At 55.6% G+C, this 15,088-nt stretch carries 15 protein-coding genes; 14 read left to right on the top strand and 1 reads right to left on the bottom strand.

The genetic code is table 11. From position 1 onward, the window contains the following. The first annotated feature begins 118 nt into the window (after positions 1–118). The 9 genes from KGP25_RS06555 to rihA all read left to right on the top strand — a co-directional run bounded on the left by KGP25_RS06555 (position 119) and on the right by rihA (position 8,813). Complete coding sequence (locus KGP25_RS06555) at positions 119–1,165, top strand: PhoH family protein (protein WP_008501053.1); 1,047 nt, start codon at positions 119–121, stop codon at positions 1,163–1,165. After that, positions 1,162–1,629: an rRNA maturation RNase YbeY gene (ybeY, locus tag KGP25_RS06550; RefSeq protein ID WP_008501052.1), complete on the top strand. Its 468-nt coding sequence runs from the start codon at positions 1,162–1,164 to the stop codon at positions 1,627–1,629. The genes KGP25_RS06555 and ybeY overlap by 4 nt, the downstream gene beginning before the upstream one ends. A gap of 89 nt (positions 1,630–1,718) precedes the next feature. Then, the gene (corC, locus tag KGP25_RS06545) at positions 1,719–2,597 is read left to right on the top strand and encodes a CNNM family magnesium/cobalt transport protein CorC (protein WP_021242574.1); all 879 of its coding nucleotides are present in this window, start codon (positions 1,719–1,721) and stop codon (positions 2,595–2,597) included. A 5-nt stretch (positions 2,598–2,602) separates the two neighbouring features. Next, positions 2,603–4,141, top strand: a complete 1,539-nt coding sequence (gene lnt / locus KGP25_RS06540) for an apolipoprotein N-acyltransferase (RefSeq protein WP_223540145.1) — start codon at positions 2,603–2,605, stop codon at positions 4,139–4,141. A 409-nt stretch (positions 4,142–4,550) separates the two neighbouring features. Beyond that, positions 4,551–5,456, top strand: a complete 906-nt coding sequence (locus KGP25_RS06535) for an amino acid ABC transporter substrate-binding protein (RefSeq protein WP_008501049.1) — start codon at positions 4,551–4,553, stop codon at positions 5,454–5,456. A 155-nt stretch (positions 5,457–5,611) separates the two neighbouring features. Then, positions 5,612–6,352: a glutamate/aspartate ABC transporter permease GltJ gene (gltJ, locus tag KGP25_RS06530; RefSeq protein WP_008501048.1), complete on the top strand. Its 741-nt coding sequence runs from the start codon at positions 5,612–5,614 to the stop codon at positions 6,350–6,352. After that, positions 6,352–7,029 (top strand): glutamate/aspartate ABC transporter permease GltK, encoded by a 678-nt coding sequence (gene gltK, locus KGP25_RS06525; RefSeq protein ID WP_008501047.1) that lies wholly within the window; start codon positions 6,352–6,354, stop codon positions 7,027–7,029. The genes gltJ and gltK overlap by 1 nt, the downstream gene beginning before the upstream one ends. Continuing rightward, positions 7,026–7,751, top strand: coding sequence for an amino acid ABC transporter ATP-binding protein (locus KGP25_RS06520; protein WP_014883001.1), 726 nt, complete (start codon positions 7,026–7,028; stop codon positions 7,749–7,751). Before gltK ends, KGP25_RS06520 begins: the two co-directional genes overlap by 4 nt. 120 nt (positions 7,752–7,871) lie before the next feature. Beyond that, the gene (gene rihA, locus KGP25_RS06515; protein ID WP_126534597.1) at positions 7,872–8,813 is read left to right on the top strand and encodes a pyrimidine-specific ribonucleoside hydrolase RihA; all 942 of its coding nucleotides are present in this window, start codon (positions 7,872–7,874) and stop codon (positions 8,811–8,813) included. Between the two features lie 135 nt (positions 8,814–8,948). Here the strand turns inward: rihA and KGP25_RS06510 are convergent, their stop codons facing one another. Next, positions 8,949–9,431 (bottom strand): zinc ribbon-containing protein, encoded by a 483-nt coding sequence (locus KGP25_RS06510; RefSeq protein ID WP_023617134.1) that lies wholly within the window; start codon positions 9,429–9,431, stop codon positions 8,949–8,951. Between the two features lie 214 nt (positions 9,432–9,645). Here KGP25_RS06510 and leuS point away from each other — a divergent pair, with 214 nt between their 5' ends. The 5 genes from leuS (at position 9,646) to rsfS (ending at position 15,088) form a co-directional block, all read left to right on the top strand. Beyond that, a complete protein-coding gene (gene leuS, locus KGP25_RS06505) occupies positions 9,646–12,228 on the top strand; it encodes a leucine--tRNA ligase (protein WP_045909589.1) in 2,583 nt (860 codons plus the stop codon). 14 nt (positions 12,229–12,242) lie between these two features. Next, on the top strand, positions 12,243–12,812 hold the full coding sequence (gene lptE / locus KGP25_RS06500; RefSeq protein WP_008501042.1) for an LPS assembly lipoprotein LptE: 570 nt from the start codon (positions 12,243–12,245) through the stop codon (positions 12,810–12,812). Further along, positions 12,812–13,843 (top strand): DNA polymerase III subunit delta, encoded by a 1,032-nt coding sequence (holA, locus tag KGP25_RS06495; RefSeq protein ID WP_048026955.1) that lies wholly within the window; start codon positions 12,812–12,814, stop codon positions 13,841–13,843. Before lptE ends, holA begins: the two co-directional genes overlap by 1 nt. Next, positions 13,836–14,501, top strand: coding sequence for a nicotinate-nucleotide adenylyltransferase (gene nadD / locus KGP25_RS06490; protein WP_025912714.1), 666 nt, complete (start codon positions 13,836–13,838; stop codon positions 14,499–14,501). Before holA ends, nadD begins: the two co-directional genes overlap by 8 nt. A 269-nt stretch (positions 14,502–14,770) precedes the next feature. Then, a complete protein-coding gene (gene rsfS, locus KGP25_RS06485) occupies positions 14,771–15,088 on the top strand; it encodes a ribosome silencing factor (RefSeq protein WP_023334893.1) in 318 nt (105 codons plus the stop codon).

Genomic DNA, 15,088 nt, shown 5'->3' with positions numbered 1-15,088 from the left:
CGCCCCCAATATCTTCCGCAACGCTTGCGCCTTTATTCTGTGGCGTGAATAATTTCGGTAATGACCGTTTTATTATGCCTGTCGCAACGGAACAGTTAACCAATCAAAGAGGAACAGTTTGAACATAGATACGCGTGAAATTAGCCTTGAGCCAGCAGACAACGCTCGCCTGCTGAGCCTGTGCGGGCCGTTTGATGACAACATCAAACAACTGGAGCGACGTCTGGGTATCGAAATCAATCGTCGCGATAATCATTTCAAACTCACCGGACGCCCTATCTGCGTCAACGCCGCTGCGGACATTCTGCGTAGCCTGTATGTCGACACCTCCCCCATGCGCGGCGAAATTCAGGATATCGAACCGGAGCAGATTCACCTCGCCATTAAAGAGGCGCGCGTGCTTGAGCAGAGCGCGGAGAGCGTGCCGGACTATGGCAAGGCGATCAACATTAAGACCAAGCGTGGCGTCATCAAGCCGCGTACGCCAAACCAGGCGCAGTACATCGCCAATATTCTCGACCACGACATCACCTTCGGCGTGGGGCCGGCGGGTACGGGTAAAACCTATCTTGCCGTTGCCGCAGCGGTCGATGCGCTGGAGCGTCAGGAGATCCGACGTATCCTGCTGACCCGCCCTGCCGTTGAGGCCGGTGAAAAACTGGGCTTCCTGCCAGGCGATCTGAGCCAGAAGGTCGATCCGTATCTGCGTCCTTTATACGATGCGCTGTTCGAAATGCTGGGCTTTGAGAAGGTCGAGAAGCTCATTGAGCGTAACGTGATCGAAGTGGCCCCGCTCGCCTACATGCGCGGCCGCACGCTGAACGATGCGTTCATCATTCTCGATGAGAGCCAGAACACCACCATCGAACAGATGAAGATGTTCCTGACGCGTATTGGCTTTAACTCGAAAGCGGTGATTACCGGTGACGTCACCCAGATTGACCTGCCGCGCAGCACCAAATCGGGCCTGCGCCACGCCATCGAGGTGCTGGCCGAGGTCGATGAAATCAGCTTTAACTTCTTCCACAGTGAAGACGTGGTACGCCACCCGGTGGTCGCGCGTATCGTTAACGCTTATGAAGCCTGGGAAGAGGCGGATCAGAAGCGTAAGGCCGAACTGGCCGCAGAACGTAAGCGCGAAGCGCAGGAGCAAGAACAGAAATGAGTCAGGTGATCCTCGATTTACAGCTGGCCTGTGAAGACAATTCCGGCATGCCAGATGAGGCACAGTTTCAGAAATGGCTGGATGCCGTTATCCCGCAGTTTCAGGAAGAATCAGAAGTCACGATTCGCCTGGTGGATGAAGCAGAAAGCCATGAGCTTAACCTGACCTATCGCGGGAAAGATAAGCCGACCAACGTGCTCTCTTTCCCGTTCGAAGCCCCACCGGGCATCGAGATGCCGCTGTTGGGCGATCTGATCATCTGCCGTCAGGTGGTTGAACAGGAAGCCAAAGAGCAGCAGAAACCCCTTGAAGCCCACTGGGCGCACATGGTGGTACACGGCAGCCTGCATCTGCTCGGCTACGATCATATCGAAGACGACGAAGCGGAAGAGATGGAGTCCCTCGAGACAGAGATAATGCTTGCTCTGGGCTATGAGGATCCGTACATTGCCGAGAAAGAATAGTCCGTCACCTGACTGACTCACCCGCCGCCACGAAAGGACATCGCGTGGCGGTAAACGTTGAACTAACAAGAGAACCCTTAACAAACGCCATGAGCGACGACAATTCACACAGTAGCGACACGACAACCAGTAAAAAGGGATTCTTCTCCCTCATTCTGAACCAGCTTTTCCACGGCGAACCCAAAAACCGTGATGAACTGCTGGAGCTGATTCGTGATTCCGGGCAGAACGACCTTATCGACGAAGATACGCGCGAAATGCTCGAAGGGGTTATGGACATCGCCGACCAGCGCGTTCGCGATATCATGATCCCCCGCTCGCAGATGATCACCCTGAAACGTAACCAGACCCTGGACGAGTGCCTCGATGTGATCATCGAATCCGCCCACTCGCGTTTCCCGGTCATCAGCGAAGATAAAGATCACATCGAAGGGATTTTGATGGCGAAAGATCTGCTGCCGTTTATGCGCAGCGATGCCGAAGCCTTCAGCATGGAAAAAGTGTTACGCCAAGCCGTGGTTGTGCCGGAAAGTAAACGTGTGGATCGGATGCTGAAAGAGTTTCGCTCTCAGCGTTACCACATGGCGATTGTTATTGATGAATTTGGTGGCGTCTCCGGTCTGGTCACGATCGAGGATATCCTTGAGCTGATCGTGGGCGAAATCGAAGATGAGTACGACGAAGAAGAGGATATCGACTTCCGTCAGCTCAGCCGCCACACTTGGACCGTGCGCGCGCTGGCCTCCATCGAGGACTTCAACGACGCCTTCGGGACCCACTTCAGCGACGAAGAGGTCGATACCATTGGCGGGCTGGTGATGCAGGCCTTTGGCCATCTCCCGGCGCGCGGTGAGACCGTTGACATCGACGGTTACCAGTTCAAAGTAGCCATGGCCGACAGCCGACGTATTATACAGGTTCACGTCAGAACGCCGGACGACTCACCGGTGCCAAAACTGGAAGATTAATGTAAATGGCATTTGCCCCATTGCTTGAACGCCAGCGCGTCCGTTTGCTGCTGGCGCTGTTACTCGGAGCCAGCGGTACGCTGGCTTTTTCTCCTTACGATATCTGGCCTGCGGCCATACTCTCCCTGATGGGGCTTCAGGGTCTGACCCTGAACCGTCGTCCGGTACAGGCTGCCGCTATCGGCTACTTCTGGGGACTGGGGCTGTTTGGCTCAGGTATTAACTGGGTCTACGTCAGCATCGCCCAGTTTGGCGGTATGCCGGGCCCGGTTAACGTCTTCCTGGTGGTACTGCTCGCCGCCTATCTCTCGCTTTATACCGGTCTGTTCGCCGGCATCCTTTCTCGCCTGTGGCCCAAAACCAGCTGGCTGCGCGTCGCCATTGCCGCACCGGTGGTCTGGCAAGTCACGGAATTCCTGCGCGGCTGGGTGCTGACCGGCTTCCCGTGGCTGCAGTTCGGCTACAGTCAGATTGACGGCCCGCTCAAAGGCCTGGCGCCGGTCATGGGCGTTGAGGCCATTAACTTCCTGCTCATGGTGGTCAGCGGCCTGTTGGTATTAGCGCTGGTCTCACGTGGCTGGAAGCCGCTGGCTGTGGCGCTGGTGCTGTTCGCTCTTCCCTTCCCGCTGCGCTATATCCAGTGGTTCACGCCTGAGCCCGCGCGCGCTATGCAGGTTTCCATGGTTCAGGGGAACATCCCGCAGTCCATGAAGTGGGACGAGAAAGAGCTGCTGAATACGCTGAAGATCTACGCCAACGCCACCGAAGAGGTGATGGGTAAATCGCAGCTGATTATCTGGCCGGAGTCTGCCATTCCCGATCTGGAGATCAACCAGCAGCCGTTCCTCAACATGATGAATGACCTGCTGCTCTCGCGTGGCAGCACGCTGATCACCGGGATTGTCGATGCGCGTCTGAATCAGCAGAACCGCTACGACACTTACAACACCATCATTACGCTCGGAAAAGACAGCGAATACAGCTACCACTCCACTGACCGGTACAACAAGAACCACCTGGTGCCGTTTGGTGAATTTGTTCCGCTGGAGTCGATTCTGCGCCCACTGGCCCCGTTCTTCGATCTGCCGATGTCCTCCTTCAGCCGCGGCCCGTACGTTCAGCCTCAGCTGCACGCGCACGGCGTTGCCCTGACGGCGGCCATCTGCTACGAAATCATCCTCGGCGAGCAGGTGCGCGATAACTTCCGTCCGGATACGGACTATCTGCTGACCATCTCTAACGATGCCTGGTTTGGTAAGTCAATCGGCCCGTGGCAGCACTTCCAGATGGCACGCATGCGCTCCCTGGAGCTGGCGCGTCCGTTACTGCGCAGCACCAACAACGGTATCACCGCCGTGATTGGTCCGCAGGGTGAAATCCAGGCCATGATCCCACAGTTCACCCGTGAGGTACTGACCACTCACGTCACCCCGACCACGGGGCTGACGCCATACGCCCGTACCGGCAACTGGCCGCTGTGGATCCTGACCGCGCTGTTCGGCTTTGGCGCGGTGCTGATGAGCCTGCGCCAGCGTCGTAAATAACCTTCCCTTCTGTTGCCGGGTGGCGGCTACGCCTTACCCGGCCTACCTTCAACATTTCCGTTCCCGTAGGTCGGGTAAGGCGCAGCCGCCACCCGACAATTCCCTCCGGACTTCAATTCTGGCACGCCTATTGCTTTGTTTATTCAGGTAAACGCAGTTTGGCTTAACGTGCAACTTTGTCGCACCAGCGTAGATCATCGGTAGCACCGAAACGGTGCAACGGGAGATATTTGCCTCTGAATGGTGCGGCGCGCTTCGCAAAAATAAACAATAACGCAGCAAAATCTTTACATTAAGCCAGACTAAATGTTAACAAGCTTGCATAACACTGCACTCGCATTGCGCGAGATATAACAACATCACAATGGGTATCAATGCGTCTCTGGCGCTGATAAGAAAGGAGTTGGGTATGCAATTACGTAAACTGGCCACAGCAATGCTGGTTATGGGAATGTCTGCAGGCGTGGTTCACGCTGAAGATGCGCCAGCAGCAGGCAGCACTCTCGACAAGATTGCCAAAAACGGCGTCATCGTGGTCGGCCACCGTGAATCTTCTGTCCCGTTCTCTTACTACGACAACACGCAAAAAGTCGTGGGCTATTCACAGGATTACTCCAACGCTATCGTTGAAGCCGTGAAGAAAAAGCTGAACAAACCTGACCTGCAGGTGAAGCTGATCCCAATCACTTCACAGAACCGTATTCCACTGCTGCAAAACGGCACCTTTGATTTCGAGTGTGGCTCCACCACCAACAACCTCGAGCGTCAGAAACAGGCAGCCTTCTCTGACACCATCTTTGTTGTAGGCACCCGCCTGCTGACGAAGAAAGGCGGTGAGATTAAAGACTTCGCTGACCTGAAAGGCAAAGCGGTCGTTGTCACCTCCGGTACCACGTCTGAAGTGCTGCTGCACAAGCTGAACGACGAGAAGAAAATGGATATGCGCATCATCAGCGCGAAAGACCATGGCGACTCCTTCCGTACCCTGGAAAGCGGCCGTGCCGTCGCGTTTATGATGGATGATGCCCTGCTGGCGGGCGAGCGTGCGAAAGCGAAGAAACCTGACAACTGGGATATCGTCGGCACCGCGCAGTCGAAAGAAGCCTACGGCTGTATGCTGCGTAAAGACGATCCGCAGTTCAAAAAGCTGATCGATGACACCATCGCTCAGGTGCAGACCTCCGGCGAAGCGGAAAAATGGTTCGACAAATGGTTCAAGAACCCGATTCCACCAAAAAACCTGAACATGAATTTTGAACTGTCTGACGACATGAAAGCGCTGTTCAAATCTCCAAATGACAAGGCTCTTAACTAATTAGAACAACAGGGGCGGGATCTCCTGCCCTCTCGATTGTCGGGAAGCATGGACAGACTATACGTTGAGTGGTCGTTCCCCACTCAGCGCGAAAAATGAGCTTCTCACCAATCTTCGAGGGTAGCGCTGCTACCCTTTTTTTTCTGGAGTTTATTATGTCAATCGACTGGAACTGGGGCATATTTCTGCAACAAGCCCCGTTCGGCAACACCACCTATCTTGGCTGGCTGTGGAGCGGCTTTCAGGTCACCGTGGCATTATCGATAACGGCGTGGATCATCGCGTTTCTTGTCGGTTCTTTGTTCGGTATTCTGCGCACCGTCCCTAACCGTTTTCTTTCAACGCTTGGCACCCTCTATGTGGAACTGTTCCGTAACGTTCCGCTGATCGTGCAATTCTTTACCTGGTATCTGGTTATCCCGGAACTGCTGCCGGAAAATATTGGCATGTGGTTCAAGTCGGAACTGGATCCGAATGTGCAGTTCTTTGTCTCCTCCATGATGTGTCTGGGGCTGTTTACCGCTGCGCGCGTTTGCGAGCAGGTGCGTGCCGCCATTCAGTCATTACCCCGTGGACAAAAAAATGCGGGTCTGGCGATGGGATTAACCCTGCCACAAACCTACCGCTACGTGCTGCTGCCTAACGCCTACCGCGTCATCGTTCCGCCGATGACCTCCGAGATGATGAACCTGGTGAAAAACTCGGCCATCGCCTCAACCATCGGCCTGGTCGATATGGCTGCACAGGCGGGCAAGCTGCTGGATTACTCCGCTCACGCGTGGGAATCCTTCACCGCGATCACGCTCGCCTACGTTCTGATTAACGCTTTCATCATGCTGGTGATGAACCTGGTTGAACGCAAAATTCGCCTGCCGGGCAACATGGGGGGCAAATAATGTACGAATTTGACTGGAGTTCTATCGTTCCATCCATGCCTTATCTGCTTGATGGACTGATGATTACCTTAAAAATCACCGTCATTGCCATTATTGTCGGTATCGTCTGGGGCACCCTGCTGGCCGTCATGCGCCTGTCGAGCTTTAAGCCGCTCGCCTGGTTCGCGACCGCCTACGTTAACGTGTTCCGCTCCATCCCGCTGGTAATGGTGCTGCTGTGGTTTTACCTGATCGTGCCCGGCTTCCTGCAAAACGTGCTGGGGCTGTCGCCGAAAACCGATATCCGTCTGATCTCGGCGATGGTGGCGTTCTCGATGTTTGAGGCCGCTTACTACTCGGAGATTATCCGTGCGGGCATTCAGAGTATCTCCCGCGGGCAATCCAGCGCCGCGCTGGCGCTGGGGATGACACACTGGCAGTCCATGCAGCTCATTATTCTGCCGCAGGCGTTTCGCGCCATGGTTCCGCTCCTGCTGACCCAGGGGATCGTGCTGTTCCAGGATACCTCTCTGGTCTACGTGCTGAGCCTGGCAGACTTCTTCCGTACCGCGTCAACCATCGGTGAGCGTGATGGTACGCAGGTTGAGATGGTGCTCTTTGCGGGTGCGGTCTATTTTGTGATTAGTTTAAGCGCGTCGCTGTTGGTCAGCTGGCTGAAGAAAAGGACGGTACAATGATTTCCCTGAAAAATGTTTCTAAATGGTATGGGCACTTTCAGGTGCTGACCGACTGCTCCACCGAAGTGAAAAAAGGCGACGTGGTAGTGGTGTGCGGACCGTCCGGTTCCGGTAAATCGACGCTGATCAAAACCGTCAATGGTCTGGAGCCGGTCCAGCAGGGCGAGATCGTCGTCAACGGTACCAAAGTCAACGACAAGAAAACCAATCTTGCCCAGCTTCGCTCTCACGTTGGCATGGTGTTCCAGCATTTTGAGCTGTTCCCTCACCTCTCCATTATTGAGAACCTGACGCTGGCCCAGGTGAAAGTGCTCAAGCGTGATAAAAAAGCGTCGCGCGAGAAAGGCCTGAAGCTCCTGGAACGCGTTGGCCTCTCTGCGCATGCCGATAAGTTCCCGGCGCAGCTTTCCGGCGGCCAACAGCAGCGTGTGGCGATCGCCCGCGCGCTGTGCATGGATCCGGTTGCCATGCTGTTTGATGAGCCAACGTCGGCGCTCGACCCGGAGATGATCAACGAAGTGCTGGACGTGATGGTCGAACTGGCGCACGAAGGGATGACCATGATGGTGGTGACCCACGAAATGGGCTTCGCCCGTAAGGTGGCCAACCGCGTGATCTTTATGGACGAAGGGAAAATTGTCGAAGATTCCCCGAAAGAGGAGTTCTTCGCCAACCCGAAATCCGAACGTGCGAAAGATTTCCTCGCCAAAATCCTGCACTAATCTTCTCGGTGCGCAATCTGCGGATTGCGCACTGCTTCACGCTTTAGCTCTCTTTATCTATTCGACGTCACATTGCAGCGTTAACCTTGTCACAAAATAACGCTATGAATGGAGAACGCTATGGCACAACCCATCATTTTCGATTGCGATCCGGGTCATGATGACGCGATCGCGCTCGTTCTTGCACTTGCCTCCCCTGAACTCGACGTCAAAGCCGTCACCTCTTCCGCCGGAAACCAGACGCCGGATAAAACCCTGCGTAACGTTTTGCGCATGCTGACGCTGCTCGGGCGCACCGATATTCCCGTCGCCGGTGGCGCCCTCAAGCCCCTGATGCGTGAATTAATTATCGCGGATAACGTGCATGGTGAAAGCGGGCTGGACGGTCCGGCGCTGCCTGAGCCGGGCTTCACGCCGCAAAACTGCACCGCAGTGGAGCTGATGGCGAAGGTGCTGCGCGAGAGCGCGGAACCCGTGACGCTGGTGGCTACCGGGCCGCAAACCAACGTAGCGCTGCTGCTGAACAGCCACCCTGAACTGCACAGCAAAATCGCCCGTATCGTCATCATGGGCGGGGCCATGGGTCTGGGAAACTGGACGCCGTCCGCAGAGTTCAACATTTTTGTCGACCCGGAAGCGGCGGAGATCGTCTTCCAGTCCGGTTTGCCCGTCGTGATGGCGGGGCTGGACGTGACCCATCGCGCGCAGATTATGGCTGACGACATTGAGCGCTTCCGTTCCGTTGGTAATCCGGTCGCGACAACCGTGGCTGAGCTGCTCGACTTCTTTATGGAGTATCACAAAGCCGAGAAATGGGGATTCCACGGCGCGCCGCTGCACGATCCATGCACCATTGCCTGGCTATTAAAGCCGGAGATGTTTACCACCGTCCACAGGTGGGTTGGCGTCGAAACTCAGGGGAAATACACCCAGGGGATGACGGTGGTGGACTACTACTCGCTGACGGGAAATAAGCCGAATACCACGGTGATGGTGGATATTGACCGTGAGGCGTTTGTGGATTTGCTGGCGGAGAGGCTGGCTTACTATAGTGCGGCCTGATGCCCTCACCCCGGCCCTCTCCCACGGGGAAAGGGAGCACACACTAAAAACGGCAACATGGTTGCCGTTTTGCTTTTACCTTGTGCGGCCTGATGCCCTCTCCCACGGGGAGAGGGCGCAAACCTGCGCTTTTACCTAGGGCTCAAACGGACGACGCTGGAACTGATCGTGGCCGCATTTCGGACACAGCGACAGGACCTCGGGCGTATACACCGCAATATGATGGTGGCAATTCTCGCACACCAGATTTCCCAGCCCGACCACCTCACCGCTGTGGTACACACCGTGGTGGTTCAAATCCTGAAAGACTTCACGCCACTCCAGCTGAGTTTTATCCGTGATATCGGCCAGCTCCTGCCACAGGCTCTCTTTGATCACCCGCATGAAAACGCTGTCCGTGACCTCCTCCTGGCTCTCCTGGTAGCTGCGCGCGAACTCTTCCAGATCGCGACGCACAGCACGCGTCACCTCTTCCACTTCGGTTCGCGTTAACTCACCCGTTTGCGACACGCGGGCACGCGCCTGCTCCACCAGCGCATCGATATCGCGCTCGCCGTTACGCAGCCGTTCCGTCAGTGTCGCCACCAGTTCGCGGTAAAATTGAGCAACCTTGTTCATCATTTTGCCTCCCGGGTAAGTAACTATTTCTAATAATAGACCTTATTTCATCGCCGCTTTGTCAGGTGAAGCACAGACCCGGTAAATTCCTGCAAAGCGCATTTGTGCGAAAGGCTGTTTTGACGCGGGCGTTTGGGCTAAGCTATGCGGATCTGAATTACCACATCCATTGGCTACATTTGTAGCTGTATTGAAAACAGGACCACTGGCTGCCATGCAAGAGCAATACCGCCCGGAAGAGATAGAATCAAAAGTCCAGCAACACTGGGACGAGAAGCGCACCTTTGAAGTAACCGAAGACGAGAGCAAAGAGAAGTATTACTGCCTGTCGATGCTTCCCTATCCTTCTGGTCGACTACACATGGGCCACGTGCGTAACTACACCATCGGTGATGTGATTGCGCGTTACCAGCGCATGCTGGGTAAAAACGTTCTGCAACCCATCGGTTGGGATGCGTTCGGTCTGCCTGCGGAAGGCGCGGCGGTAAAAAATAATACGGCGCCGGCACCGTGGACGTATGACAACATCGCGTACATGAAAAACCAGCTCAAAATGCTGGGCTTCGGCTATGACTGGAGCCGCGAGCTGGCAACCTGTACCCCGGAATACTACCGCTGGGAACAGAAGTTCTTCACCGAGCTGTACAAAAAAGGCCTGGTGTACAAGAAGACCTCTGCCGTTAACTGGTGCCCGAATGACCAGACCGTTCTCGCGAACGAACAGGTTATCGATGGCTGCTGCTGGCGCTGTGACACCAAAGTAGAGCGTAAAGAGATCCCGCAGTGGTTTATCAAAATCACCGCTTATGCTGATGAGCTGCTGAACGATCTGGATAATCTGGACCACTGGCCAGATACCGTTAAGACCATGCAGCGCAACTGGATCGGCCGTTCCGAAGGCGTGGAAATCACCTTCAACGTTGAGAACTACGACCAGACCCTGACCGTCTACACCACCCGTCCGGACACCTTCATGGGCGCGACCTACCTGGCCGTGGCCGCAGGTCACCCGCTGGCGCAGAAAGCGGCAGAAAACAATCCGGAACTGGCTACCTTCATCGACGAATGCCGCAACACCAAAGTGGCCGAAGCCGATATGGCAACGATGGAGAAAAAAGGCGTTGATACCGGCTTTAAAGCCATTCACCCGCTGACGGGCGAAGCGATCCCTGTCTGGGCCGCCAACTTCGTACTGATGGAATACGGCACGGGCGCCGTGATGGCCGTTCCGGGTCACGACCAGCGCGACTACGAATTTGCCACCAAATATGGCCTGACCATCAAGCCTGTTATCCTGGCAGCTGACGGTTCTGAACCAGACCTGTCCGAACACGCGCTGACCGAAAAAGGGACCTTGTTCAACTCCGGCGAGTTCAGTGGTCTGAGCTTCGAAGAGGGCTTCAACGCCATCGCCGACAAGCTGGCCTCCCTTGGCGTGGGCGAACGTAAAGTTAACTTCCGTCTGCGCGACTGGGGTGTTTCCCGTCAGCGTTATTGGGGTGCGCCAATTCCAATGGTGACGCTGGAAGATGGCACCGTGATGCCAACGCCAGAAGATCAGTTGCCGGTGATCCTGCCGGAAGACGTCGTTATGGACGGCATCACCAGCCCGATCAAAGCCGATCCTGAGTGGGCTAAAACCACCGTCAACGGCCAGCCTGCGCTGCGCGAAACCGACACCTTTGACACCTTTATGGAGTCATCCTGGTACTATGCTCGCTACACCTGCCCGCAGTATCAGGATGGCATGCTGGATTCCAACGCGGCGAACTACTGGCTGCCGGTAGATATCTACATCGGTGGTATCGAACACGCCATCATGCACCTGCTCTACTTCCGCTTCTTCCACAAGCTGATGCGCGATGCGGGCATGGTGAACTCTGACGAACCTGCAAAACAGCTGCTGTGCCAGGGCATGGTGCTGGCGGACGCCTTCTATTACGTCGGTGCAAACGGCGAGCGTAACTGGGTTTCTCCGGTTGACGCGATCGTTGAACGCGACGAGAAGGGCCGTATCGTGAAGGCCAAAGACGCCGAAGGTCATGAGCTGGTCTACACCGGCATGAGCAAGATGTCTAAGTCGAAAAACAACGGTATCGACCCGCAGGTGATGGTTGAGCGTTACGGTGCGGATACCGTGCGTCTGTTCATGATGTTTGCATCTCCGGCAGACATGACGCTGGAGTGGCAGGAGTCTGGCGTAGAAGGCGCAAACCGCTTCCTGAAACGCGTCTGGAAGCTGGTTTACGAGCACACCTCACTGGGCGATGCCCCGGCGCTGAACGCCGCCGCCCTGACTGAAGATCAGCAGGCGCTGCGTCGCGATGTTCATAAAACGATTGCGAAAGTGACCGATGATATTGGTCGTCGTCAGACCTTCAATACCGCAATTGCGGCTATTATGGAACTGATGAACAAGCTGGCGAAAGCCCCGCAGGACGGCGAGCAGGATCGTGCCTTAATGCGTGAAGCACTGCTGGCCGTCGTTCGCATGCTGAACCCGTTCACGCCGCACGTTAGCTTTACCCTGTGGCAGGAGCTGAAAGGCGAAGGCGATATCGACAACGCGCCGTGGCCGCAGGCTGACGAAGCCGCGATGGTGGAAAACACCACGCTGGTCGTAGTCCAGGTGAACGGCAAAGTCCGCGGTAAAATTACCGTGGCGGTCGATGCAACCGAAGAACAGGTTCGCGAGCGCGCGGGCCAGGAACCACTGGTCGCTAAATATCTTGAGGGCGTTACCGTACGTAAAGTGATCTACGTACCGGGTAAACTGCTGAATCTGGTCGTTGGCTAAGCGCGGGAGGAAACGTGCGACAACTGGCAACAATACTCTTATCTCTGGCGGTGCTTGTCACCGCTGGCTGTGGCTGGCACCTGCGCAATACCACGGCGGTGCCTGCTCAGATGAAAACCATGATCTTTGATTCCGGGGATCCGAATGGTCCACTCAGTCGGGCAATTCGCAATCAGCTGCGTCTGAACGGCGTTGAGCTTGTTGAGAAACAGACGCTGCGTCAGGATGTACCGTCTCTGCGTGTGACAGGAAGTGGTCTGTCGAGAGATACCGCGTCTATCTTCCAGGATGGCCGTACCGCAGAGTATCAAATGGTGTTGACGGTCAACGCGGCAGTTCTGATCCCGGGTAAAGACATCTATCCGATCAGCACGAAAGTGTACCGTTCGTTCTTCGATAACCCGCAGACGGCGCTGGCAAAAGATGCCGAACAGCAGATTATCATCAACGAAATGTACGACAAGGCGGCGGAACAGCTGATCCGTAAACTGCCAAGTATTGCAGCGTCAACCAAACAAGGATCTGACATTGTTGATAAACCGGTTGATGGCACGCTTCCTGCTGCTAACTCTCTGGGTAAATGATGATCAGGCTGTATCCTGAACAACTCCGCGCGCAGCTCAATGAAGGGCTGCGCGCGGCGTATCTGCTTCTTGGAAACGATCCGTTATTGCTTCAGGAAAGCCTGGATGCCGTGCGGCATGCCGCCGCCGCGCAGGGCTTTGATGAACATCACACCGTCCAGCTGGATAACAACACCGACTGGAACGCCCTCTTCTCGCTTTGTCAGGCGATGAGCCTGTTCGCATCGCGCCAGACAATTCAGATCCTGCTGCCGGAGAACGGCCCTAACGCGGCGATAAACGAGCAGCTCGCAACGCTGGTCAGCCTCTTACACAGCGATCTGCTCCTTATTGTGCGTGGCAACAAGCTGACCAAAGCGCAGGAAAACGCGGCCTGGTTTACCCAACTCGCGACCCACGCGGTGCTGGTCACCTGTCAGACGCCTGAGCAGGCACATCTGCCTAAATGGGTCGCCGCGAGAGCGAAACAGCACAACCTTCAGCTGGATGACGCGGCAAATCAGCTGCTCTGCTACTGCTATGAAGGTAACCTGCTGGCCCTGGCGCAGGCGCTTGACAGACTCTCCCTGCTCTGGCCGGACGGCAAGCTGACCTTGCCGCGCGTCGAGCAGGCCGTTAACGACGCGGCGCACTTCACGCCGTTCCACTGGGTGGACGCGCTGCTGTCGGCAAAAAGTAAACGCGCCCTGCATATTCTGCAGCAGCTGCGCCTCGAAGGCAGCGAACCGGTTATTCTGCTGCGAACCCTGCAGCGCGAATTACTGCTGCTGATTACACTCAAGCGTCAGTCTGCCCATACGCCTTTGCGTTCGCTGTTTGATAAACACCGGGTGTGGCAAAATCGCCGGGCTTTGACCACCGAGGCCATCAACCGCCTGAGTCATGAACAGCTTCGCCAGGCGGTACAGCTTCTGATGCGCGCCGAGCTTACGTTAAAGCAAGATTACGGCCAGTCGGTCTGGGCGGAGCTGGAAAGCCTTTCTCTGCTGCTCTGCCACAAGGCGCTGGCAGACGTTTTTATTGATGGATAGTATGCATTCTTTACAGGCCCTGTATGGCGGCACCTTCGACCCGGTACACTACGGGCATCTGAAGCCGGTTGAAATTCTGGCGAATCTGATCGGCCTTCAGCGCGTTACCATCATGCCCAATAATGTCCCGCCCCACCGCCCACAGCCCGAGGCGACCAGCGAGCAGCGAAAAGAGATGCTTGCCCTGGCCATCGCAGATAAGCCACTCTTCCGGCTTGACGAGCGTGAGCTGCGTCGCGACACACCCTCATGGACCTCGCAGACGCTTCAGGAGTGGCGCGCAGAACAGGGGCCAGACCAGCCGCTGGCTTTTATCATCGGTCAGGATTCCCTGCTGAACTTCCCCACATGGCATAAATATGAAACCATTCTGGAGAACAGCCATCTGCTCGTCTGCCGCCGTCCTGGCTATCCGCTGACCATGCGCGAAGCACAGTACCAGCAGTGGCTGGAAGATCATCTCACCGCCAATGTTGAAGATCTCCACAACCAGCCTGCCGGGAAGATTTATCTGGCGGAAACGCCGTGGTTCGATATCTCTGCGACCCTCATTCGCGAGCGTTTACAGCAGGGTTTAGCATGTGACGATCTGCTCCCCGCACCGGTGCTGGCCTATATCCATACGCACGGTTTGTATCAGAAAAGCGCAGATGAATAGCGGGAAGGCATAAAAAGCGGCTTATTGTTTATCCTGCCTTGACAGGGTAAGCCATACTGTTATTCTCCGCTGCCAGACTTTCCCGCCAGTCATTGCTTTACAGAAATTGTTTTACAAAAATGGCGATGCAATCTCAGGCGGAGGGTGGGATGATACCCGCCTTCAAAAGCCCGGCCGGAGACATTTGTCCCGACACAGGCATGAGTTCAGGTATACTGCCTGGCTACGAATTCAAAGTTTTACAATCTCATTCACCCCAGGGGGAAAACTTGCAGGGTAAAGCACTCCAGGATTTTGTTATTGACAAAATTGATGACCTGAAAGGTCAGGACATCATCGCGATTGACGTGAAGGGTAAATCCAGTATTACCGACTGCATGATTATCTGCACCGGTACGTCCACGCGTCATGTTGTTTCGATTGCCGATCACGTGGTTCAGGAATCGCGTGCAGCAGGGCTGTTACCGCTGGGTGTTGAAGGTGAAGCGACGGCTGACTGGGTGGTTGTCGATCTCGGCGATGTGATTGTCCACGTCATGCAGGACGAGAGCCGTCGCCTGTATGAACTGGAAAAACTCTGGGGTTAA

Origin of the sequence: Enterobacter sp. JBIWA003 (genome assembly GCF_019968825.1) — a bacterium.
Taxonomy (GTDB): Bacteria; Pseudomonadota; Gammaproteobacteria; order Enterobacterales; family Enterobacteriaceae; genus Enterobacter; species Enterobacter quasiroggenkampii.
This window is presented reverse-complemented; position numbering and strand designations above follow the sequence as displayed.

Bases quoted from the DNA above. Each gene is read 5' to 3' on its own strand.
- lnt (WP_223540145.1), top strand. From the start codon at position 2,603: ATGGCATTTGCCCCATTGCTTGAACGCCAGCGCGTCCGTTTGCTGCTG.
- nadD (WP_025912714.1), top strand. From the start codon at position 13,836: ATGGATAGTATGCATTCTTTACAGGCCCTGTATGGCGGCACCTTCGAC.
- gltJ (WP_008501048.1), top strand. From the start codon at position 5,612: ATGTCAATCGACTGGAACTGGGGCATATTTCTGCAACAAGCCCCGTTC.
- KGP25_RS06520 (WP_014883001.1), top strand. From the start codon at position 7,026: ATGATTTCCCTGAAAAATGTTTCTAAATGGTATGGGCACTTTCAGGTG.
- corC (WP_021242574.1), top strand. From the start codon at position 1,719: ATGAGCGACGACAATTCACACAGTAGCGACACGACAACCAGTAAAAAG.
- KGP25_RS06510 (WP_023617134.1), bottom strand. From the start codon at position 9,431: ATGAACAAGGTTGCTCAATTTTACCGCGAACTGGTGGCGACACTGACG.
- rihA (WP_126534597.1), top strand. From the start codon at position 7,872: ATGGCACAACCCATCATTTTCGATTGCGATCCGGGTCATGATGACGCG.
- leuS (WP_045909589.1), top strand. From the start codon at position 9,646: ATGCAAGAGCAATACCGCCCGGAAGAGATAGAATCAAAAGTCCAGCAA.
- gltK (WP_008501047.1), top strand. From the start codon at position 6,352: ATGTACGAATTTGACTGGAGTTCTATCGTTCCATCCATGCCTTATCTG.
- holA (WP_048026955.1), top strand. From the start codon at position 12,812: ATGATCAGGCTGTATCCTGAACAACTCCGCGCGCAGCTCAATGAAGGG.
- KGP25_RS06535 (WP_008501049.1), top strand. From the start codon at position 4,551: ATGCAATTACGTAAACTGGCCACAGCAATGCTGGTTATGGGAATGTCT.
- ybeY (WP_008501052.1), top strand. From the start codon at position 1,162: ATGAGTCAGGTGATCCTCGATTTACAGCTGGCCTGTGAAGACAATTCC.